Consider the following 21,167-nt stretch of genomic DNA (forward strand, 5'->3'; position numbering starts at 1 on the left):
CGGGGTGGGGACGGTCAGGCGTTGACGGCCGGGATCACCTTCGTGCCGTAGGCGTCGATGGTGGCCTCCTGGGCGTCGTGCATGTCGTACACCGCGAACTGGTCGACGCCCAGCTCGCGCAGCGCGTTCAGTTTCGCGACGTGCTTCTCGGGCGGGCCGATCACACAGAAGCGGTCCACGATCTCGTCGGGGACGAACTGGGTGTCGGGGTTGCCGCTGCGCCCGTGGTGGGCGTAGTCGTAGCCCTGCCGTGCCTTGATGTACTCGGTGAGTTCGTCGGGGACCTGGGAGGAGTGCTCGCCGTACTTGGCGACCAGGTCGGCGACGTGGTTGCCGACCATGCCGCCGAACCAGCGGCACTGCTCGCGGGCGTGGGCGAGCGCCTCGGGCGAGTCGTCCTCGGTGACGTAGGCGGGGGCGGCCACGCAGATGGTGACCTCGGACGGGTCGCGGCCGGCGGCCACGGCCGCGTCCTTGACGGCCTTCACCATGTACTCGGTCAGGTACAGGTCGGAGAGCTGGAGGATGAACCCGTCGGCCTCCTCTCCGGTCATCTTCAGCGCCTTGGGGCCGTACGCGGCCATCCAGACGGGGAGTTCGGCACCCTCCCTGATCCACGGGAACCGGATCTTGGCGCCGCCGAGGTCGGCCTCCTCGCCGTGACCGAGGGCGCGGATGACCTTCATGGCCTCGCTGATGCGGGCCAGGGTGTTGGGTTTGCGGCCCGCGACCCGCATCGCGGAGTCGCCGCGGCCGATGCCGCAGACGGTCCGGTTGCCGAACATGTCGTTGAGGGTGGCGAAGGTGGAGGCGGTGACCTCCCAGGTGCGGGTGCCCGGGTTGGTGACCATCGGGCCGACCTTCAGCCTCGTGGTGTTGGCGAGGATCTGGCTGTAGATCACGAACGGCTCCTGCCAGAGCACGGCGGAGTCGAAGGTCCACCCGTACGTGAAGCCGTTGCGCTCGGCCCGCTTCATCAGGCTGATGACGCGGGAGGCCGGCGGGTCTGTCTGCAGGACGAGTCCGAAGTCCATGGGCGCCACTCCTAGTTGAGGTACTGACAGGTGGAGCGCGGGGTGTAGACGCCGTGCCCGGCGCGTCCGGTGTACTCCCGCTCGGTGATGACGGGTTCGCCGCGCGAGAGGACGGTCTCGACCCGGCCGGTGGTGCGCCTGCCCTCGTACGCCGAGTAGTCGACGTTCATGTGGTGGGTCTCGGCGGACATGATCTGCTCGGCGTGCGGGTCGTAGATGACGACGTCGGCGTCGGCGCCGGGGGCGATGGTGCCCTTCTTCGGGTACAGGCCGAACATGCGGGCCGGGGTCGCGCAGGCGATCTCGATCCAGCGCCGGCGGGAGATGTGCCCGTCGACGACCGCCTGGTGGAGCAGGTCCATGCGGTTCTCCACGCCCGGCAGGCCGTTGGGGATCTTGGAGAAGTCGCCTCGGCCCAGCTCCTTCTGGCCGACGAAGCAGAAGGGGCAGTGGTCGGTGGAGACCACCTGCAGGTCGTTGGTGCGCAGGCCCCTCCAGAGGGCGGCCTGGTGCTCCTTCGGCCTCAGGGGCGTGCTGCAGACGTACTTGGCGCCCTCGAAGTCGGGCTCGGCGAGGTTGTCGGTGGACAGGAACAGATACTGCGGGCAGGTCTCGCCGAAGACGTTCAGCCCCTCGTCCCGCGCCCTGGCCAGCTCGGCCACCGCCTCCGTGGCCGAGACGTGCACGACGTACAGGGGCGCTCCGGCGACCTGCGCGAGCCGGATGGCACGGTGGGTGGCCTCGGCCTCCAGCAGGGCCTTGCGGACCTCCCCGTGGTAGCGGGGGTCCGTCTCTCCCCGAGCCAGCGCCTGCTCGACCAGCACGTCGATCGCGATGCCGTTCTCGGCGTGCATCATGATCAGGCCGCCGTTCTCGGCGGAGCGCTGCATGGCGCGCAGGATCTGGCCGTCGTCGGAGTAGAAGACCCCCGGGTAGGCCATGAACTGCTTGAACGAGGTGACGCCCTCCTCGACGAGCAGGTCCATCTCCTTGAGCGTCTCCTGGTTCACATCGGAGACGATCATGTGGAAGGCGTAGTCGATCGCGCAGTTGCCCTCGGCCTTGCCGTGCCAGGCGTCAAGGCCCTCGCGCAGGGTGTGGCCGACGCTCTGCACCGCGAAGTCGACGATCGTCGTGGTACCGCCCCAGGCGGCGGCCCGGGTGCCGGTCTCGAAGGTGTCGGAGGCGAAGGTGCCGCCGAACGGCAGCTCCATGTGGGTGTGGGCGTCGACCCCGCCCGGGATGACGTACTTGCCGGTGGCGTCGATCACCCGCTCGCCGGTGAACGCCTCGGCGGCGGGCGTGCCCGAGGCGGCGAGGGCGGCGATGCGGCCGTCCTCGATCAGGACGTCGGCGTGGATCTCGTCGGACGCGGTGATGACGAGACCACCGCGGATCACGGTACGGCTGCTCATGGTCCCTCTCCTCCCAGGGTGAACGGTGCGTCGGTGCGATCAGGGTGCTGTCAGCGGCGAGTACGCCCCCGGGGCCCGGTCGCGGTAGAACTGCCAGCGGTCGCGGACCTCGCGGAGCTTGGCCAGGTCCAGGTCGCGTACGACGAGTTCGGTCTCCTTGTCGCTCGCCACCTCGCCGACGAACTGGGCCTCCGGGTCCACGAAGTAGGTCGTGCCGTAGAAGTCGTTGTCGCCCAGGTCCTCGACACCGACGCGGTTGATCGCGCCGACGAAGTACTCGTTGGCGACGGCCGCCGCCGGCTGCTCCAGCTGCCACAGGTAGCGGGACAGTCCGCGCGAGGTGGCCGAGGGGTTGAAGACGATCTCGGCACCGGCGAGGCCGAGCGCCCGCCAGCCCTCCGGGAAGTGCCGGTCGTAGCAGATGTACACGCCGATCCTGCCGACGGCCGTGTCGAAGACGGGCCAGCCGCTGTTGCCCGGACGGAAGTAGAACTTCTCCCAGAATCCCTGGACTTGGGGGATGTGGGTCTTGCGGTACTTGCCCAGGTAGGAGCCGTCCGCGTCGATCACGGCGGCCGTGTTGTACAGGACGCCGGGCTGCTCCTCCTCGTACATCGGCAGTACGAGGACGATGCCCAGCTCCTTCGCGAGCGCCTGGAAGCGCTTGACGGTGGGGCCGTTCGGGATCTGCTCGGCGTACTCGTAGAAGGCCTTGTCCTGGACCTGGCAGAAGTAGGGGCCGTAGAACAGCTCCTGGAAGCACAGGACCTGGGCGCCCTGCGCGGCCGCGTCGCGGGCCGCCTGCTCGTGCACCTGGATCATGGACTCCTTGTCGCCGGTCCAGGCGGTCTGGAAGAGGGCGGCACGGATCACTCGGCTCATCGGGACCTCCGGTAGCTCGGTGTACGGCGAGCGTAGAAAGGCCGGATGGACCGTTCGATTGGCAGCGTGTCACGTCTGCGGCCGGTCGGCGTGCCACCGTGTCACGCGTTCGCGAACCCATGTTTCACCGTCGTTTTCCCAGGTCGTGGCATGTTTCACCCCTGTTGCGCGTCGTGCGCGAGGAGTGCGATGTGCACCGAGGCCGCCTGCTCGAAGTCGTCGAGGTCGACACGGAGCCGGGCCTGTATCGCCTCCAGGCGGCGGTAGAGCGCGGGCCGGGAGACGTGGTGGAGCTGCGCGGTGCGGGACTTGTTGCGCCCGGTCGCCAGATAGGTGCGCAGCACGTTCAGCAGTTCCTGCTCCGGGTCGCACAGCAGCCCGTCCAGCTCCCGCTCGGCGAAGGACTGCACGTGCGGGTCGTCCCTCAGCAGCCGTACCAGGCCGCGCAGATGGACGTCCCGCAGGCGTACGACGGCCGGCAGGTCGAGGGCGGCGGCGGAGTCGGCCACGGCGTCGGCGACATGCCGGGCCTCGCGCAGCCCGGCCGGCACGTCGTCCCAGTCGGTGCGCGGATCGGCGGCGGCGACCACCGCGTTCGGCGTCCCGGCGGTGGCCCGCAGCCTGGCCGCGAAGTGCGCGGTCAGCGCCTCGGCCCGCTGGTCGCGGGGGAGGCTGAGCAGGACGGCGGTGGCCCCGTCGGCCAGCTCGGCGACGAGACCGGACATCCCCGACACCCGCAGCACGCGCTCCAGTTGGCCCGGCTCACCGCCCGGGACGACGAGGGGCACGAAGGTCCGCCGGTTCACCGGCAGCCCGGCCGCCCGTGCCCGGGGCAGCAGTTGCCTGGCAGGCACGACCCCGGAGACGAGGTCGGTCAGCAGGCCCTGCGCGGACTGCTCCTCCCAGGTGTGCTGGGAGCCGCCGAGCATGCGGTGCAGGACGAGGGCCTCGGCGGCCCGGTCGGCGAGCAGCCGCCCGGTGGCCGAGTCCCCCCGGTACCCGCACAGCAGCAGCCGGCCCCACCGCTCCCCGCGTCCGCCCAGCTCGGCGTGGATCCAGCCGTCGCCCTCGCTGCCGCCCGCCTGCCGGGCGATCCGCTCCCAGTCGCGCAGCACGTCGTCCACCGCCGGCCGCTCCCCCGCCGTGGCGAGCACGCGGTGGGCGAGGTTGGTGACGACGACCGGGCAGCCGCTGTGCTGGGCGACCTCGTCGAGCAGCCGACCGAGCGGGGCGCCCGCGGTGATCAGCCCGGTGAGCGCGGTCCGCACGGTCTCCGACAGGCTCACGGCGGCGAATTTCCGCCGCACCAGCCGGGACTGGACCTCCTCCGTCAACTCCGCGAAGGGGAAGGGCCGGTGCAGGACGACCAGGGGCAGCCCGCAACGCTCGGCGGCCCTGCGCATCACCTCGGGCGGCGCCGGAAAGGCCCGCCCGAGCCCGAGCACGACGGCCGCGGCCTCCGCCCGGTGCAGGGACTGGATGTACTCGGCCTGCTTGGCCTCGTCACCGGCGAGCAGCACGCCGGTGGTGAGCACCATCTCGCCGCCGGTGAGCATCACGCCGACGTCGGCGGCCTCGGCGACGTGCACCCAGCGCACGGGCCGGTCGAGGTGCCCGGCGCCGGCCACCACCTCGGGCTCCCCGGCCTGGACCCGCTCCAGGGTGAGCACCTGGCGGACGGAGAGAGCGGGCTCGGGCAGGTGGGCGTGTCGGGACTCCGAGGGGGTGGTCATGGCCGTCAACCGTTCTCTAGTACGTGCTCCTCAGGGCGCTCTCGAGGATCGCCGCGCCCTCCTCGGCCTCCGCGACGGTCAGCGACAGCGGTGGGGCGATGCGCAGGGCGCTGGTGTCGTGGCCGCCGCCCTTGCCGATGAGCAGTCCGCCCTCGCGGGCCGCCTCCAGGACGGCGGCGGCCGCCTGCGGATCGGCCTCGTCGGTCCCGGGCCTGACCAGTTCGACGCCGATCATCAGGCCGCGCCCGCGCACCTCCCGGACACCGGGCAGCTGGGCGGCGACGGCCCGCAGCCGCTCGATGAGCAGTCCGCCGACCCGCCGGGCGTTGCCCTGGAGGTCGTGTTCCACGAGGTAGGTGAGGTTGGCGAGGCCGGCGGCCATGGTGAGCTGCGTGCCGCCGAAGGTGGAAATGCTGTTGGCGTCAAGGCAGTTCATGATCTCGGCGCGGGCGATCACCCCGCCGATGGAGGTGCCGTTACCGATGCCCTTGGCGAAGGTGACGATGTCCGGCGGGCCGCTGCGGGCATGCGCCTGCCAGCCCCAGAAGTGCTCGCCGGTGCGTCCCCATCCGGTCTGCACCTCGTCGGAGATCCACAGGATCCCGTGTTCGTTCAGCACCTCGCGGAAGGCCGCGTACAGGCTGTCCGGGGGCGAGGTGAAGCCGCCGACGCCCTGGACCGGTTCGGCGATCAGGGCGGCCGGCGGACGGGTGTGCCCGAGGACGTCCTTCAGATCGGCCACGCACGCGTCGATGAACGCGCGGTCGTCCAGTTCGGCGAACGGGCCCCGGGTGCGGACACCTCCGTGGACGTACAGGGTCTGCAGCGGGGACAGCGAGGTCGGGGACCAGCTGCGGTTGCCGGTGATGCCGACCGTGCTGAAGGAGCGGCCGTGGTAGCTGTTGCGCATCGCCAGGACCGTGTTGCTGCGCCGGTAGGCGGTGGCGAGCAGCAGGGCGGTGTCGTTGGCCTCGGTGCCGGAGGTGGTGAAGAACACCCGGGCATCCGGGATGCCGCTCAACTGGGCAATGCGTTCGGCGAGTTCGACCATCGGCCGGTTGAGGTACAGCGTCGAGGAGTGGACGATCCGGCCGGCCTGCTCGCTGACCGCCTTGGTCACCTCGGGCAGGGCGTGCGCCGTCATGGTGGTGAGGATGCCGCCGAAGAAGTCCAGGTACCTGTTGCCTGCGGAGTCCCAGACGTGGCGGCCCTCGCCGTGCGTGATCTCCAGCGGTTCGTCGTAGTAGAGGGCGAGCCAGTCCGGCAGGACGTTGCGGTGGCGGGCGTAGAGGTCGTTCACGGCTGCACCAGTCCTTCGTAGGCGTCGGGGCGGCGGTCGCGGTAGAAGGCCCACTGCTGCCGCACCTGCTCGATGAGGTCGAAGTCCAGGTCCCGGACGAGGAGTTCCTCGGACTTGTCGCTGGCGACGTCGCCGACGAACTGCCCGCGCGGGTCGACGAAGTAACTCGTGCCGTAGAAGTCGTTGTCGCCGTACTCCTCCTGGCCGACGCGGTTGATGGCGGCGACGAAGTACTCGTTGGCGACGGCGGCGGCCGGCTGCTCCAACTGCCACAGGTACGAGGAGAGACCGCGGTGGGTGGCGGACGGGTTGTAGACCAGATGGGCTCCGTTCAGGCCGAGTTGCCGCCAGCCCTCCGGGAAGTGCCGGTCGTAGCAGATGTAGACGCCGACCTTGCCGACGGCCGTGTCGAACACGGGCCAGCCGAGGTTGCCGGGTTTGAAGTAGTACTTCTCCCAGAAGCCCTTGACCTGCGGGATGTGGTGCTTGCGGTACTTGCCGAGGTAGGTGCCGTCGGCGTCGATCACGGCGGCGGTGTTGTAGTAGAAGCCGGACTGCTCGACCTCGAAGACCGGTACGACGATCACCATGCCCGTCTCGCGGGCGAGGTCCCGCATCCGGCGGACGGTCGGGCCGTCGGGCACCGGCTCGGCCCAGCGGTAGTGCTCCGGCTCCTGGACCTGGCAGAAGTAGGGGGCGTTGAAGACTTCCTGGAACCCGATGATCCTCGCACCCTGGCGGGCCGCCTCGCGGGCGTGCTCCTCGTGCTTCGCCACCATGGACTCGGTGTCGCCGGTCCAGGTGGCCTGGACCAGTGCGGCACGTACGACGTTGGCCATGAGCTGCTCCTTCGACGCGACGTCCGAGCCTCTACGCCCGTAGAAACGGCCCGTAGAGGCTCGAAAGTAAGCCTCGCCGGGGCCCTTGCCAAGACCATCGTCGTCAACCCGCTGAGTCGATCTCGTTTCACACTCCTTAGGGTGAGCCCACGGCCCGGTCAGGGGGCGAGTCCGGCGACCCGCAGGGCGTGCACCAGGTCCCACTCGCGCTCCTCCGAGACGCCCCGGGCGGCCCGGAGCAGCAGCGGGACGAGGCGGTGCGGGTCGGCGGCGACGCTGCGGGCGGCCTCCTCGGGGGTGCGGACGCGGACGTAGGCGTCCAGCAGGGCCCGCACCTCGCGGTCCCGTCCCCGGGTGTCCAGGCCCAGCACGGCGGCGCCGACCTCCGCGGCCGGCCTGGCCACGCCCTGCCGCAGCATCTGTTGCCCGTCCGCGGCCCTTCCGGCGGCCTCCAGCGCGTCGGCGGCGGCGACCAGCCGCTCGGCGGGCAGCGAGGCGGCCTCCCACAGCAGCGTGGCCCAGTCGGCGCCGAGTCCGGCGCGCTGCAGGCCGTCCGCGAGCAGCGGGAAGCGGGCGGCGGGCCAGTGGGCGATCTCGACCAGCAGCGCGTGCGCCTCACCACTGCGCCCCTCCGCCCGCAGCCGCGCCAGCGTGGCCACGGCCCCGACGACGGCCGAAGCCGCCTCGTGATCCACCGCCTCGACGGCGGCCTCCGCCGACACGACGGCCTCCGCCGCCCCGGCGAACCGTGCCCCGCGCGGGCCACGCCGCCCGGCCTGCGCCTCCGGCACGACCGGGGCGGGAGCCTGCGGTACGACGACGGGTCCGGCCTCGTCCTCCACCATCCCGGCAAACCGCGCACTGCCCCGCCGCCGCTTACGGGACTTGGCGGGCGCGGCCACCTCCGGGGTGGGCGGAGGCGTGACCTCACGGGTGGGAGATCCGCCGGGACGCGCAACGACTCGGGGGACCTCCGGATCGGCGCCGGAACCCACCGGGTGGGCTGCCGGGCCGGTGTCCGGCGCGCCCGGCCGAAGCGGGGCCGGGTCAGCCGCGGACCGGTCCGCCCGGGGAACCGCGGGGCCGGTGCCCGACGCGGCAGCCCGTAAGGCCGGATCCATCGCGGCCCCGGCCACTCGACGGACCACAGGGCCGGCCGGCGCGCCCGGCCGAGAGGCCTGCTCGACGGCGGCCGGCCCGGCGAACCAGGGGTCGGGACCGCCGGTGGGCGCGGCAGGCCGCCCGTCGTGGCTGCCGCTGGACGCGGCCAACGGCCCAACGTGACCGACGGCCGGGCGAGCCGCGGTGCCAGGGCCGGACGCGGCAGACCTGAAGGCCGGATCCGTCGCCGACCCGGCCGCTTGACGGGCCGCAGGGCCCGGGTCCGGCACGCCTACGGTCAGTCGGTCCAGCTCCGCCATTCGGTGCTGGAGTTCGGCGCAGCGGGCGGTGGCCCTCTCGTGGTCGTCGCGGGCCCAGGCGATGTCCAGGCGGAGGGCGTCGGCCTCCTCGCGGGAGGAGGCCGACGCGAGCAGGCGGCTCAGCTCGGCCTCGCGCTCGGCGGCGTACCGCTGCTCCCGGAGCATCACGTCGAGTCGGTCGCCGAGGGCGTCCCGGGCGCCGGGCCGGGCGTCGTACGCCGAGACGGCGGCCGCGTGCAGGGTGCGGACCCGTTCCCGCTCGGCCGCCGCGGCGGCGGGGCCGTACATCGCGGCGAGGTCCTGCAGCAGCGCCTCCAGCACGTCCCACGGCGGCACCTCACGCCCGTCGAGACAGGCCTGCATGCCCTCGGGGTCCCGCTGCCAGAAGACCCCGCACCAGCCTCCACCCTGGTCCAGGCGCCCCAGGAGGCCGTCCAGGTAGTTCGCGAACTCCCGGACAGGACCCCGGAGTTGATCCACTGCCATGCCCGACTCCCGCCCGACCGCCCAGCACTCCGGTCGTCAGGCAACACCAGCTGTGTTACGAGCCTGCTACGCACAGTTTTCCGGGAGCATGCGGGCACCTCATCATGCGATCCCGGCCCTTGCGCGCAGCGGCCCGCCCGAGGCCCGCGTCAGACGCCCACCGGCGCGCACCGCGTCACCAGCTCGTCCATGGACAGCCCGAGCGCCGCGGCCAGCGCGGCCACCGTGAAGAAGGCCGGGGTCGGCGCCCGCCCGGTCTCGATCTTGCGGAGGGTCTCGGCCGAGATGCCCGCCTCGGCGGCGACCTCGGGCATGCTCCGCCCGCCGCGCGCCTCGCGCAGCAACCGCCCGAGCCGCTCCCCGCGTTCGCGCTCTTCAGGGGTGAGAGGGGTCCGCACCATGCCGGCCATTCTAATACCGCGCCCCGCACCCACCCCCATTCAAATACCGGTATAGTAATTGGCATGGTTGAGCTGAAGACCGACGTGTCGATCGACGCGATGCACGCGGCGGGCCAGGTCGTCGGGCGGGCCCTGACGGCCGTGCGGCAGGCGGCGGACGTCGGCGTCACCCTGCTGGAGCTGGACGAGGTGGCCCGGGAGGTGCTGCGCGAGGCCGGGGCGTCCTCGCCGTTCCTCGGCTACCGCCCGTCGTTCGCGCCGACCCCCTTCCCGGCGGTGATCTGCGCCTCGGTCAACGACGCGATCGTCCACGGCATCCCCACCGCCGACCGCCTGCGTGACGGCGACCTGGTCTCCATCGACTGCGGTGCCGAGCTGGACGGCTGGGCGGGCGACTCGGCGATCAGTTTCGTGGTCGGCCGGCCGCGCCAGGCGGACCTGCGTCTGATCGACACCGCCGAGCGCGCCCTGGCGGCCGGCATCGCGGCGGCCGTCGTCGGCAACCGCATCGGCGACATCGCACACGCCGTCGGCAACGTCTGCCGCACGGCCGGCTACGGCATCCCCCGCGGCTTCGGCGGCCACGGCGTGGGCCACCGCATGCACGAGGACCCCGACGTCCCGAACGAGGGCCGCCCCGGCCGGGGACTCCCGCTGCGCCACGGCATGGTCCTGGCCATCGAGCCCATGCTGATCGCGAGCGGCAAGGACGCGTACTACGAGGCGAGCGACGGATGGACCCTGCGCACGGCCGACGGGACCCGGGCGGCACATGTGGAGCACACCGTGGCGATCACGAGTGAGGGCCCGCGGATCCTCACGGCCCGGCAGCCCACCTGAAGGGACGGGGGAACCGCCCGGGCAACCACACCCCACCCCGCACGACGGCCGACTCAAAGGGGCGGGTGGACTGCGCGACCGGCCCAGGACCACCCGCACCCGCCGGACGGACCCGAGCCCCTCACCCCCGCAGGCGCCCCGCCACCGCCCTTCGCAGAAGCCCGCACATGCCCTTCGCAGAACCTCGTGTCATCGTGGCATGAGCGGCCCGCCCCCGGGTTACCCGGCCGCTCCGCATGTCGTCTGCGAAGGAACGAAACGATGACCAGCGGCTACATCGGCCCGGAGGATCCCTTCGGAGAATTTTTCGCCCGCTTCTTCGGCGGAGCCGGCGGCACCCGGCCCGGCCCCAGGCACATCGACATCGGTCGCCTGCTCAGCCAGCCGGCCCGCGAGCTGGTCAGAGGAGCCGCCCTGTACGCCGTCGAGCACGGCAGCCGGGACCTGGACACCCAGCACCTGCTGCGCGCGGCCTTGGCGGCCGAACCCACCCGCAGCCTGCTGAGCCGTGCCGGCGCGGATCCGGACTCGCTCGCGACGGAGATCGACCACCGGTCGGGCCCCGCCCAGCATCCGCCGGGCGACGCACCGCCGCCGACCTCGCTGTCGCTCACCCCGGCCGTCAAGCGGGCCCTGCTGGACGCGCACGACATGGCGCGGGCGAGCGGCGCGGGCTACATCGGCCCCGAGCACGTACTGAGCGCGCTCGCCGCGAACCCGGACTCGGCGGCCGGGCACATCCTGCACGCGGCCCGCTTCTCGGCGGGCGCCCTGCCGCCCGAGACCCAGGAGGCCCCCCAGACGCGCCCTGAGCGCCAGCGGCCGACCTCCACGCCCACGCTGGACAAGTACGGCAGGGATCTCACCGACCTCGCGCGCCAGGGCCGAATCGACCCCGTCATCGGCCGCGACATGGAGATCGAGCAGACCATCGAGGTGCTGTCCCGGCGCGGCAAGAACAACCCCGTACTGATCGGTGACGCCGGCGTCGGCAAGACGGCGATCGTCGAGGGCCTCGCCCAGCGCATCGCGGACGGTGACGTGCCGGACGTGCTGGCCGGACGGCGGGTGGTGGCCCTCGACCTGACCGGGGTGGTCGCGGGCACCCGCTACCGGGGTGACTTCGAGGAGCGCCTGAACAACATCGTGGAGGAGATCCGCGCCCATTCCGACCGCTTGATCGTCTTCATCGACGAGCTGCACACCGTCGTCGGCGCCGGTGGCGGCGGCGAGGGCGGTTCGATGGACGCGGGCAACATCCTCAAGCCCGCGCTCGCCCGCGGGGAGCTGCACATCGTGGGCGCGACCACGCTGGAGGAGTTCCGCCGGATCGAGAAGGACGCGGCGCTGGCCCGCCGGTTCCAGCCGATCCTGGTGCCCGAGCCGACGGTCGAGGACACGATCGAGATCCTGCGCGGCCTGCGCGACCGGTACGAGGCCCACCACCAGGTCCGGTACACCGACGAGGCGCTGATGGCCGCCGTCGAGCTGTCCGACCGCTATCTGACGGACCGCCGCCTGCCCGACAAGGCGATCGACCTGATCGACCAGGCCGGCGCCCGGGTACGGCTGGGCGCCCGGACGAAGGGCACGGACGTACGGGCCATGGAGCGCGAGGTCGAGCAGCTCGTCTGCGACAAGGACCAGGCGGTCGCCGACGAGCAGTACGAGCAGGCCACCCAGCTGCGCGACCGGATCGGCGAGCTGAAGCAGCGCATCACCGAGGCCAGTGGCGAGGACAAGGCCGACGAGGGGCAGGACCTGTCGGTGACGGCGGAGGCCATCGCCGAGGTGGTGTCCCGGCAGACCGGCATCCCGGTCAGCCGCCTGACCCAGGAGGAGAAGGAACGGCTGCTCGGCCTGGAGCAGCACCTGCACCAGCGGGTGGTCGGCCAGGATGAGGCCGTGAGCGTGGTCGCCGAGGCCGTGCTGCGCTCCCGGGCCGGGCTCTCCAGCCCGGGCCGGCCGATCGGCAGCTTCCTCTTCCTCGGCCCGACCGGCGTCGGCAAGACCGAGCTGGCCCGCGCGCTCGCCGAGGCCCTGTTCGGCAGCGAGGACCGCATGGTCCGCCTCGACATGAGTGAGTACCAGGAGCGGCACACCGTCTCCCGGCTGGTCGGCGCCCCGCCCGGGTACGTCGGCCACGAGGAGGCCGGCCAGCTCACCGAGGTGGTGCGCAGGCACCCGTACTCCCTGCTGCTGCTCGACGAGGTGGAGAAGGCCCATCCGGACGTCTTCAACATCCTGCTCCAGGTGCTGGACGACGGCCGCCTCACCGACTCGCAGGGCCGGACGGTGGACTTCACCAACACGGTCATCGTGATGACCAGCAACCTCGGCTCCGAGGCGATCACCCGGCGCGGCGCCGGGATCGGCTTCGGGCCGGGCGGCGCGGACGCGGACGAGGAGGCGCGGCGCGAGCGGATCCTCCGGCCGCTGCGGGAGCACTTCAGGCCGGAGTTCCTCAACCGCATCGACGAGATCGTCGTCTTCCGGCAGCTGACGAGCGAGCAACTGCGGCGGATCACCAACCTGTTGCTGGAGAGCACCCGGCGGCTGCTGGACGGCCAGGGCATCTCGGTGGAGTTCACCGACGCGGCCGTCGACTGGATCGCCGAGCGCGGCTACCAGCCGGAGTACGGCGCCCGCCCGCTGCGCCGCACCATCCAGCGGGAGGTCGACAACCAGCTGTCCCGGCTGCTGCTGAACGGCACGATCTCCTCGGGCAGCCGGGTCACGGTGGACACGATGGACGGGCGGCTGGACTTCCGTGCTCAGGAAGCGCCGCCGGCCCCGGAGCCGACGACGGCCGCGCCTGAGCCGGCGGAGGAGGAACCCCGTCCGCCCGCCCCCGAGTTGTAGGGCGCGACGCTACGGCGCCGGGTCCACCACCATCGCCGAGCCGCCGCCGCGACGTACCTTCTCGGCGGCGGCCAGCCACTTCCCGTCCGGCAGCCGCTGCACGCCGGTCGCCGCGCCGATCTCGGGATTGAGCTTGAAGCTGTGCCCGACGGCTTCCAGCTGCTTCCTCAGGTCGCTGTCGTACAGGCCCGGTTCGAGTTCGGTCTGGGCGGCGTTGCGCTGGCTGGCGCGCGGTGCCGCGATGGCGTCGACCAGCGGCAGATGCCGGTCGAGGAACCCGGTCAGGGTCTGCAGCACGGTGGTGATGATGGTCGCGCCACCGGGCGAACCGAGCGCCACCACCGGCTTGCTGTGCCCGTCGAGCACGATGGTCGGCGAGATGGACGAGCGCGGCCGCTTGCCCGGTCCCGGCAGGTTCGGGTCGTGCACGGCCGGGTTGGCCGGGGCGAAGGAGAAGTCGGTCAACTCGTTGTTGAGCAGGAAGCCGCGGCCGGGCACGGTGACGCCGCTGCCGCCGGTCTGCTCGATGGTGAGCGTGTAGGAGACGACGTTGCCCCACTTGTCGGCCACCGTCAGGTGGGTGGTGTTCTCGCCCTCGTAGGTCGTCGGGGCCGCCGTGCCGCCCTTGCCGCAGGCCGCCGGGTGGCGCGGGTCGCCGGGTGCGAGCGGGCTGGTGAGGACCGCGTCGTCCTTGATCAGGCAGGCCCGTGAGTCGGCGAACCGCTGCGACAGCAGCTGCTTCGTCGGTACCTCCTCGAAGGCGGGGTCGCCCACCCAGCGCCCGCGGTCGGCGAAGGCGATGCGGCTCGCCTCTATGAAGCGGTGCAGGTAACGCGCCTCGCTCGCCTTCGTGAGGTCGCTCCGCTCCAGGATGTTGAGGGCCTCGCCGACGGTCGTGCCGCCGGACGAGGAGGGGGCGATGGAGTACACGTCGAGACCGCGGTACGACGTCCTGGTGGGCGCCTGGAGCTTGGCGCGGTAGACGGCGAGGTCCTTCTCGGCCAGCTTGCCGGGGCGGGCGTTCCAGCCGGAGGCGGGGTCCACGGGCGGGTGCTCGACGGTGTCGACGATGTCGTCGCCGATGTCTCCGCGGTAGATCGCTCCGGTGCCCTTGCGGCCCAGCTCCTCGTAGGTGCGGGCGAGTTCGGGGTTCTTGAAGGTGGAGCCGACGACCGGGAGCTGCCCGTTCGGCAGGAACAGCTTGGTGGTGTCCGGGAAGTAGCGGAACCGGGTCTCGTTGGAGGCGGTCTGCGAGCGGAAGGTGTCGTCCACGGTGAAGCCGTCGCGGGCGATCCGCTCGGCGGGCTGCAGGACCGTGCCGAGCCTTCTGCTGCCCCACTCGTCCAGTGCCTTCTGCCAAGTGGCGGGCGTGCCCGGGGTGCCGACGCTCAGACCGCTGCTGACGGCGTCGGCGAAGCCGAGCGGCTTGCCGTTCTCCACGAACAGGTCGGAGTCGGCGGAGAGCGGCGCGGTCTCGCGGCCGTCGATGGTGTGCACCGTACGGGACCTGGCGTCGTAGTAGACGAAGTAGCCGCCCCCGCCGATGCCGGCCGAGTACGGCTCGGTGACGCCGAGCGCGGCGGCCGTGGCGACGGCCGCGTCGACCGCGTTGCCGCCCTTCCTGAGCACCTCGATGCCGGCGGCGGAGGCGTCGGCGTCCACGCTGGCGACGGCACCGCCGTAGCCGACGGCCACCGGGACCTTCGTGGTCGTGCCGCTCGTCGTCGCGGCGGGCGGCGCCGCCGCCCCCACCGACACCATGGCGGCCGACGCCGCCAGAACCGCCAGTCTCCGCGTGCCAGGACGACCCATCCGAACCTCCCGTCGGGACAGTCCGCGCAGCGTAACCAGATTGCCGCAGTACCGACAGTACGCCTCGGGCACCCGCCACACGAACGTCACACATCGAACACCGGTACGTGCTTTTTCCCGGGGCCCGCTAGCATGCGCGGCCATGAACGACGACGTGCGCAACATCGTCCTGGGCGTCCTGGCGGCCGGCATCAGTGCCGCGCTGGGCTGGCTGGCCCGCACCTACCTGTGGCGGCGCAGGCTGCGGCGCAAGCAGGCGTTCTTCGGGCTGCCGGAGAACTCCGAGTCCCTGCTCGTCGTCAACCGCGACCCGGCCACGGCGGAGCCGGCCGTGCACCGCTTCGACGTCTTCGCGCTCCTCGAACTCTCCGCCCTGATCAAGGACTGCGGCGCACATCTGCAGATGGTCACCCAGGACGCGACCCAGCAGGGGTTCGGCGAGCGGACCGAGTTCTGTGTGGGCGGCCCCGCCTCGAACCGGCGGATGCTGGCCCACATGTCGGCGATGCTGCCGGGCGTGCGGGTGAACGTCGACGCCGAACCCGGCCCGGACCGCGGCGCGTTCCAGATCGGCGGCGAGCGGTACCGGATGGACCCGGGCGTCACGGAGTACGTCCTGCTGGCCCGGCTCACCGCCGGCCGGCGGACCCGGCCGGTGTTCCTCTTCTGCGGGCAGCGGGCCATCACCAACCAGGCCGCGACCCGCTATCTCGCCCGCGATCACGAGCGGTTGAGCCGCAAGTACGGCAACGGCCCCTTCGTGCTGCTGCTGAAGGTGGTCAACTCCCAGGCGTACGGTCCCGATCTCGTGGAGCTGGTCGCGGACGTGACCCGGGCGGCACAGGCACCCCTTCCGGTGACGGAGACCCAGCGCGCCTCACACCGGGCGTCGTAGCTTCAACAATCTTTACTGGTACGTAACTTACCGACGGGTTACTTGCGGTAAGGTCCCCCGGTTACCGTCGGGTCACTTTGCATGGACACCAGTCTAGGAGTGACCCATGGGACACGGTCGCACCACCCTGCGCACCTCAGCCGTCGGAGCAGTCTCCGCGGCGCTGATCGCCGGTACCGTCGTCGGCCTGGCTCCGGCCGCCCAGGCCGCGCCGTCCGTACGCTTCGTGGACATCACCGGCGACGGCGGCACCGTACTGAAGGCGAACGTCGTCACGCCCGCGGGCGCCGACGGCTCGCACAGCTACCCACTCGTCGTACTGCCCACGAGCTGGGGCCTGCCCCAGGTGGAGTACCTCGCCCAGGCGCAGAAGCTCGCCGACTCGGGCTATGTGGTGCTCACCTACAACGTGCGCGGGTTCTGGCAGTCCGGCGGCGAGATAGAAGTGGCCGGTCCGCCGGACATAGCGGACGCCTCGAAGGTGATCGACTGGGCGCTGGCCAACACCCCCGCGGACCCGCACCGCATCGGCATGGCGGGCGTCTCCTACGGCGCCGGCATCAGCCTGCTCGCCGCCGCCCACGACAAGCGCATCAAGGCGGTCGCCGCGCTCAGCGGCTGGGCCGACCTGATCTCCTCGATCTACTCGGGCCGCACCCAGCACGTCCAGGCCGGCGCCCTGCTGGACGGCGCGGGCACCCTCACCGGCCGCGAGAGCCCCGAACTCCGCCAGATCTTCGACAACTTCTACGCCTCCAACCTGACCAAGGAACAGGAGATGATCGACTGGGGGAGGAAACGTTCCGTCGCGACCTACCTCGACCAGCTGAACAAGAACGGCCCCGCGGTCATGCTCGCCAACGCCTGGGGCGACACCATCTTCCCGGTGAACCAGTACGCCGACTTCTACGAGAAGCTGACCGTCCCCAAGCGGCTGGAGCTGCGCCCCGGCGACCACGCGACCGCCGAGGCGACCGGTCTGTTCGGGCTGCCCAACGACGTGTGGACGGACACCGGGCGCTGGCTCGACCACTACCTCAAGGGCGCCGACAACGGCATCGACCGCGAGCAGCCGGTCCAGTTGAAGTCCCGCAGCGCGGGGGGATACGAGGGCTACCCCGACTGGAAGTCGGTCGGCGCGACCAGCCGGAAGATGGAGCTGGCGGGGTCGACCACCATCCACGCGAACGTCGACTCGGGCGCCGACGGCGGGATCATCTTCCTCTCCAGCATCCTGGACCAGGTCGCCCAACTGCCGCCCGTCGCCTCGATCCCGCTGCTGCCCCGCCGCTGGGCGGCCGTGTGGCAGTCGGAGCGGTACGGCACGGCGCAGCAGGTGCGCGGCACGGCCACGCTGCACACCACGCTCACGCCCACCAAGGAGAGCGGCACCCTGATCGCCTATCTGTACGACGTGGGACCGCTCGGCTTCGGCAAGCTGGTCACCAACGCGCCCTACACCTGGCACGGACGGACGCCGGGCGAGCCGTTCGACGTCGACCTGGACCTGTTCTCCACCGCCTACGACGTCCCGGCCGGGCATCGTCTCGCGCTGGTGGTCGACACGGTCGACCCGCTCTACATCGAGCACAACCCGTCCGGCGCGCAGCTGACCTTCTCCTCGCCGTCGGACGACCCGTCGTACGTGTCCGTCCCCGTGCGCGAGCAGTGATCTCCGGCTGCCGCCGGACGAGCCTGGCCCGTGTGAACTGCCGCCGCCCCCTACGGTTTCAGGGCCGTGGGGGGCTCCCCACCCGGCAGCGGGTGCACATCCCGGTGTGGATCGGCGAGTTCACCATCACCACGGGGATGAACGGCAAATCGTAGTCGAGGTTGGGCGCGATGAGCTTCCCCCTCTGGGGCGGCCGCCGAATGCCGGTCGTACTCCGGCAGGTTGGCGGGAGCTGCGGTCGACGTTGTCGTACTGGCCGAAGCTATACAGACCTCGGCGGAGTTGACGGACGACACGCATATTTCGGGCATTAGCCGTATTTAACCCAAGTCGGATCCGGGTCACGCCTCGGCGACCTCCGCGTACAGCTGCGACAGCTCGGGGACACCGCTCGCGGCCCACTCCCGGCCGGGCTCCACCACCTCGACCTCGCGGCCGGAGGCGAGCCGTACGACGGGCTCGCCGTCGGGCCGGATCTCCCAGGCCGCGCCGGGGACGGTGCGCACGACGACCGTGCCCAGGTACAGCCCTGCGTCGTTGCCCAGCCAGGGCAGGATCTCCGCGTCGTCGCGCCAGCGCGGGACCAGCTGGTCCAGCGCCTCCAGGGAGGCCGGTGTGTCGTCGAGGCGGACACCCGCCTGGGCCGCCTGGGAACGGAGCAGTTCACATTCGGACAGGAGCGCGGCGATCGACTCGGGGTCGGCCGGCAGCGCCGCCCCACCGCTCTTGCCCTGCCGGTGGCCCAGGAACGGAATGTTCATGGACCCAGCCTGGCATCAGACGTCCAGGTCGACCACCACCGGCGCGTGGTCGGACGCGCCCTTGCCCTTGCGCTCCTCGCGGTCGACGTAGGCGTCCTGGACGGCCTTGGCGAACGGCTCGTTGCCGTACACCAGGTCGATGCGCATGCCGCGGTTCTTGGGGAAGCAGAGCTGGCGGTAGTCCCAGTACGTGAACGGGTGGTCGTACTTCAGCGGCCGCGGGACGACGTCGGAGAGGCCGGCCTCGCGCAGCGAGGCGAGGGCGGCACGCTCGGCGGGGGTGACATGGGTGGAGCCCTCGAAGACGGCCGGGTCGAAGACGTCGTCGTCGGTCGGCGCCACGTTGTAGTCGCCCAGCACCGCGAACGGGCGGCCGCCGGAGGCGTCACCGGCGACGGCTGCCTTCAGGGCCTCGAACCACTGGAGCTTGTACGCGTAGTGCGGGTGCTCCACCTCGCGGCCGTTGGGCACGTACACCGACCAGACGCGGACCGGGCCGCAGGTCGCCGAGATGGCACGCGGCTCGGTCACCCCGTCGTAGCCCGGGTCGCCGGGCAGGCCCTTGACGACGTCCTCGATGCCGACGCGGGAGAGCACCGCCACACCGTTCCACCGGCCGGTCGCGTGGACCGCCGACTCGTAGCCCAGCTCCCGCAGCTGGTCGGACGGGAACTGCTCCTCGGCGACCTTGGCCTCCTGGAGGCAGAGCACGTCGGTGCCGCTGCTCTCCAGCCAGGCCAGGAGCCTCGGGAGGCGGGCGGTGATCGAGTTCACGTTCCAGGTGGCGATGCGCATGTCTCACAACCTACCCGGCGGGTACGACAACGCGGACCGCCGTGCGTCAGACCTGCGCCGACGCCCCCGGGGCGAGCCGCAGGTGCTCGGCGCCGCTCAGATTGCCGAGGTGGGTGTCGTAGATGGGCCGCGCCAGGTCCGTCAGGAGGGCGTCGTGGACGTCGTAGACGCGCTGCGGCTTGACCTCGCGGACGTACTCGATGACCTCGGCGATCTTGTTCCAGGGCGCCTGGACGGGGGCCAGCAGCGTCTCGACCGAGTGGCCGGGGACGGTGAGGGCGTCGCCGGGGTGGAAGACCCTGCCGCCGTCGATCAGGTAGCCGACGTTGGTGATGCGCGGGAGGTCCGGGTGGATCACCGCGTGCAGCTCCCCGTGCACCTGCACGTCGAAGCCGGCGGCGGTGAAGGTGTCGCCGTGCCCGACGGTGTGCACACGGCCTGGGAAGGCCGCGGTGATCCGGTCCGCGACGGACTTCAGGGTCCAGATCGCGGCGGCCGGGTTCGCCTCCAGGGCGGTCCGCAGCCGGCCCTCGTCGAAGTGGTCCGGGTGCTCGTGCGTGACCAGGATCGCGTCCGCACCGGCCGCCGCGTCCTGCTCGCTGAACCCTCCGGGATCGATGACGAGCGTCCGCCCGTCCTTCTCGAGGCGGACGCAGGCGTGGGATTTCTTGGTGAGCTTCATGTCTCCCCATCCTGCCGCGTACGGCGGCCCGGGGCCGCTCACTCCGCGGGCGTGGTCTCCTCGCGGATGACCTGCTGGGCCACCCTGAAGGCGCTGTTCGCCGCGGGGACACCGCAGTACACGGCCGCCTGCATCAGCACCTCCCTGATCTCGCCGGGGGTGAGGCCGTTGCGCAGGGCGGCGCGGGTGTGCAGGGCCAGCTCGTCCAGATGGCCGCCGGCGACCAGCGCGGTGAGCGTCACGCAGCTGCGGGTTCGGCGGTCCAGTCCTGGCCGGTCCCAGATCTCGCCCCAGGCGTAGCGGGTGCTGAACTCCTCGAAGTCGCCGGAGAAGTCGTCGGCCTGCGCGAGCGCACTGTCCACGTGCGCGTCGCCCAGCACCTCGCGGCGGATCTTCAGCCCGGTCTGGTACCGGTCGGGCTGCCCGAGCGGCTGCGCCGGTACGACGGCGGGGGCGATCTCGGCGACGGGCACGATCTGCGGTGCCGCGGTCAGTGCCGGGTTGACCGGTGCGGCCGGCAGGGCGGTCTGGCCGGTGTCGTAGGGCTGCTGCCAGGCGGTGGAGAAGTGCCGCACCAGCAGATCGGTGACGGCGGCGGGCTGCTCGACCGGCACCAGATGGGAGGCGCCGGGCACGACCGCGAGCCGGGCGTCCGGGATCCCGGCGACCAGGGTGCGGGCCTCGGCCGGCCCGGTGACCTGGTCGTCGGAGCCGACCAGCACCAGGGTCGGCACGCCGACCCGGCCCAGCTCGGCCCGGACGTCGAAGCCGGCGAGGGCCTCGCAGGCGGCGATGTAGCAGCCCGGGTCGGTGGTGCGCACCATCTGTACGGCCCACTCGGTGATCGCGGGCTGCGCGGCGGCGAATCCGCCGGTGAACCAGCGGTCGGGCGCGGTCCGGGCGATCGGGTCGAGCCCGTTGGTCCGCACGATCACCCCGCGCTGGCGGAACTCGTCGGCGGTGCCGAACCGGGGCGAGGCGGCGACCAGCGCGAGCGACGCGAGCCGCTCGGGGTGGCGCAGGGCCAGCTGCATGCCGACCGCCCCGCCCAGGGCGCAGCCGGCGTAGCCGAAGCGCTGCACACCGAGCGCGTCCAGCGTGGCCAGCAGGCGGTCCGCCAGCTCGCCGACGGAGCCGGCCGGATGGGCGGGTGCCCCGCCGTGGCCCGGCAGGTCGTACCGGAAGACCCGCCACTGCTTGGTCAGCTCGGGGACCTGCCGGTCCCACATGTGCCATGTAGCACCGAGGGAGGTTCCCATGACCAGGACCGGAGCCTGTTCTGGCCCGTCAAAGCGGTATTGCAGGGTTTCGACGTTCTTCTCACTCACCCGCTCACG

Annotated in this window: 17 protein-coding genes and 1 pseudogene; 4 read left to right on the forward strand and 14 right to left on the reverse strand. The window is 71.8% G+C overall.

Going from position 1 to position 21,167, the window contains the following annotated elements; all coding sequences use genetic code 11:
* Positions 1-14 precede the first annotated feature (14 nt).
* The 8 genes from AC07CM_RS01250 to AC07CM_RS01285 form a co-directional block, all read right to left on the reverse strand.
* Entirely contained in the window at positions 15-1,034 is a 1,020-nt protein-coding gene (locus tag AC07CM_RS01250) for a TIGR03842 family LLM class F420-dependent oxidoreductase (protein ID WP_478874223.1), read from the reverse strand.
* Between the two features lie 11 nt (positions 1,035-1,045).
* Entirely contained in the window at positions 1,046-2,449 is a 1,404-nt protein-coding gene (gene hydA, locus AC07CM_RS01255; protein WP_478874224.1) for a dihydropyrimidinase, read from the reverse strand.
* 39 nt (positions 2,450-2,488) lie between these two features.
* Positions 2,489-3,331, reverse strand: coding sequence for a nitrilase-related carbon-nitrogen hydrolase (locus AC07CM_RS01260; protein ID WP_478874225.1), 843 nt, complete (start codon positions 3,329-3,331; stop codon positions 2,489-2,491).
* A 155-nt stretch (positions 3,332-3,486) separates the two neighbouring features.
* On the reverse strand, positions 3,487-5,064 hold the full coding sequence (locus AC07CM_RS01265) for a PucR family transcriptional regulator (protein WP_478874226.1): 1,578 nt from the start codon (positions 5,062-5,064) through the stop codon (positions 3,487-3,489).
* Between the two features lie 16 nt (positions 5,065-5,080).
* Positions 5,081-6,364 carry an aspartate aminotransferase family protein gene (locus AC07CM_RS01270; RefSeq protein WP_478874227.1) on the reverse strand — a complete coding sequence of 428 codons (1,284 nt, stop codon included), beginning with the start codon at positions 6,362-6,364 and terminating at the stop codon, positions 5,081-5,083.
* Complete coding sequence (locus AC07CM_RS01275) at positions 6,361-7,203, reverse strand: nitrilase-related carbon-nitrogen hydrolase (RefSeq protein ID WP_478874228.1); 843 nt, start codon at positions 7,201-7,203, stop codon at positions 6,361-6,363. Before AC07CM_RS01275 ends, AC07CM_RS01270 begins: the two co-directional genes overlap by 4 nt.
* Positions 7,204-7,361: 158 nt before the next feature.
* Positions 7,362-9,110, reverse strand: coding sequence for a hypothetical protein (locus AC07CM_RS01280; protein ID WP_478874229.1), 1,749 nt, complete (start codon positions 9,108-9,110; stop codon positions 7,362-7,364).
* Positions 9,111-9,259: 149 nt separating this feature from the next.
* On the reverse strand, positions 9,260-9,511 hold the full coding sequence (locus tag AC07CM_RS01285) for a helix-turn-helix domain-containing protein (protein WP_478874230.1): 252 nt from the start codon (positions 9,509-9,511) through the stop codon (positions 9,260-9,262).
* A 63-nt stretch (positions 9,512-9,574) separates the two neighbouring features.
* Here AC07CM_RS01285 and map point away from each other — a divergent pair, with 63 nt between their 5' ends.
* Entirely contained in the window at positions 9,575-10,351 is a 777-nt protein-coding gene (gene map / locus AC07CM_RS01290) for a type I methionyl aminopeptidase (protein ID WP_478874231.1), read from the forward strand.
* Positions 10,352-10,612: 261 nt separating this feature from the next.
* Positions 10,613-13,213 carry an ATP-dependent Clp protease ATP-binding subunit gene (locus tag AC07CM_RS01295; RefSeq protein WP_478874232.1) on the forward strand — a complete coding sequence of 867 codons (2,601 nt, stop codon included), beginning with the start codon at positions 10,613-10,615 and terminating at the stop codon, positions 13,211-13,213.
* A 9-nt stretch (positions 13,214-13,222) separates the two neighbouring features.
* On the opposite strand, the gene ggt is transcribed toward AC07CM_RS01295, so the two are convergent.
* A complete protein-coding gene (gene ggt / locus AC07CM_RS01300; RefSeq protein ID WP_478874233.1) occupies positions 13,223-15,025 on the reverse strand; it encodes a gamma-glutamyltransferase in 1,803 nt (600 codons plus the stop codon).
* 142 nt (positions 15,026-15,167) lie between these two features.
* Between ggt and AC07CM_RS01305 the strand changes: the two genes are divergently transcribed.
* The gene (locus AC07CM_RS01305; RefSeq protein ID WP_478874234.1) at positions 15,168-15,920 is read left to right on the forward strand and encodes a hypothetical protein; all 753 of its coding nucleotides are present in this window, start codon (positions 15,168-15,170) and stop codon (positions 15,918-15,920) included.
* 106 nt (positions 15,921-16,026) lie between these two features.
* On the forward strand, positions 16,027-17,592 hold the full coding sequence (locus AC07CM_RS01310; protein WP_478874235.1) for an alpha/beta fold hydrolase: 1,566 nt from the start codon (positions 16,027-16,029) through the stop codon (positions 17,590-17,592).
* Positions 17,593-17,686: 94 nt separating this feature from the next.
* Here the strand turns inward: AC07CM_RS01310 and AC07CM_RS01315 are convergent.
* The 5 genes and pseudogenes from AC07CM_RS01315 to pcaDC form a co-directional block, all read right to left on the reverse strand.
* Positions 17,687-17,773 (reverse strand): annotated as a pseudogene (locus AC07CM_RS01315) (amino acid ABC transporter permease); the annotation flags it as partial.
* Between the two features lie 160 nt (positions 17,774-17,933).
* The gene (locus AC07CM_RS01320; protein WP_478874236.1) at positions 17,934-18,353 is read right to left on the reverse strand and encodes a DUF6278 family protein; all 420 of its coding nucleotides are present in this window, start codon (positions 18,351-18,353) and stop codon (positions 17,934-17,936) included.
* Positions 18,354-18,368: 15 nt separating this feature from the next.
* Positions 18,369-19,148 carry an exodeoxyribonuclease III gene (locus AC07CM_RS01325; protein ID WP_478874237.1) on the reverse strand — a complete coding sequence of 260 codons (780 nt, stop codon included), beginning with the start codon at positions 19,146-19,148 and terminating at the stop codon, positions 18,369-18,371.
* 46 nt (positions 19,149-19,194) lie between these two features.
* Positions 19,195-19,830 (reverse strand): MBL fold metallo-hydrolase, encoded by a 636-nt coding sequence (locus tag AC07CM_RS01330; RefSeq protein WP_478874238.1) that lies wholly within the window; start codon positions 19,828-19,830, stop codon positions 19,195-19,197.
* 38 nt (positions 19,831-19,868) lie between these two features.
* Positions 19,869-21,158, reverse strand: a complete 1,290-nt coding sequence (pcaDC, locus tag AC07CM_RS01335; RefSeq protein ID WP_478874239.1) for a bifunctional 3-oxoadipate enol-lactonase/4-carboxymuconolactone decarboxylase PcaDC — start codon at positions 21,156-21,158, stop codon at positions 19,869-19,871.
* Positions 21,159-21,167: the final 9 nt, after the last annotated feature.

It is taken from the genome of Streptomyces sp. NPDC044061, assembly GCF_056434305.1.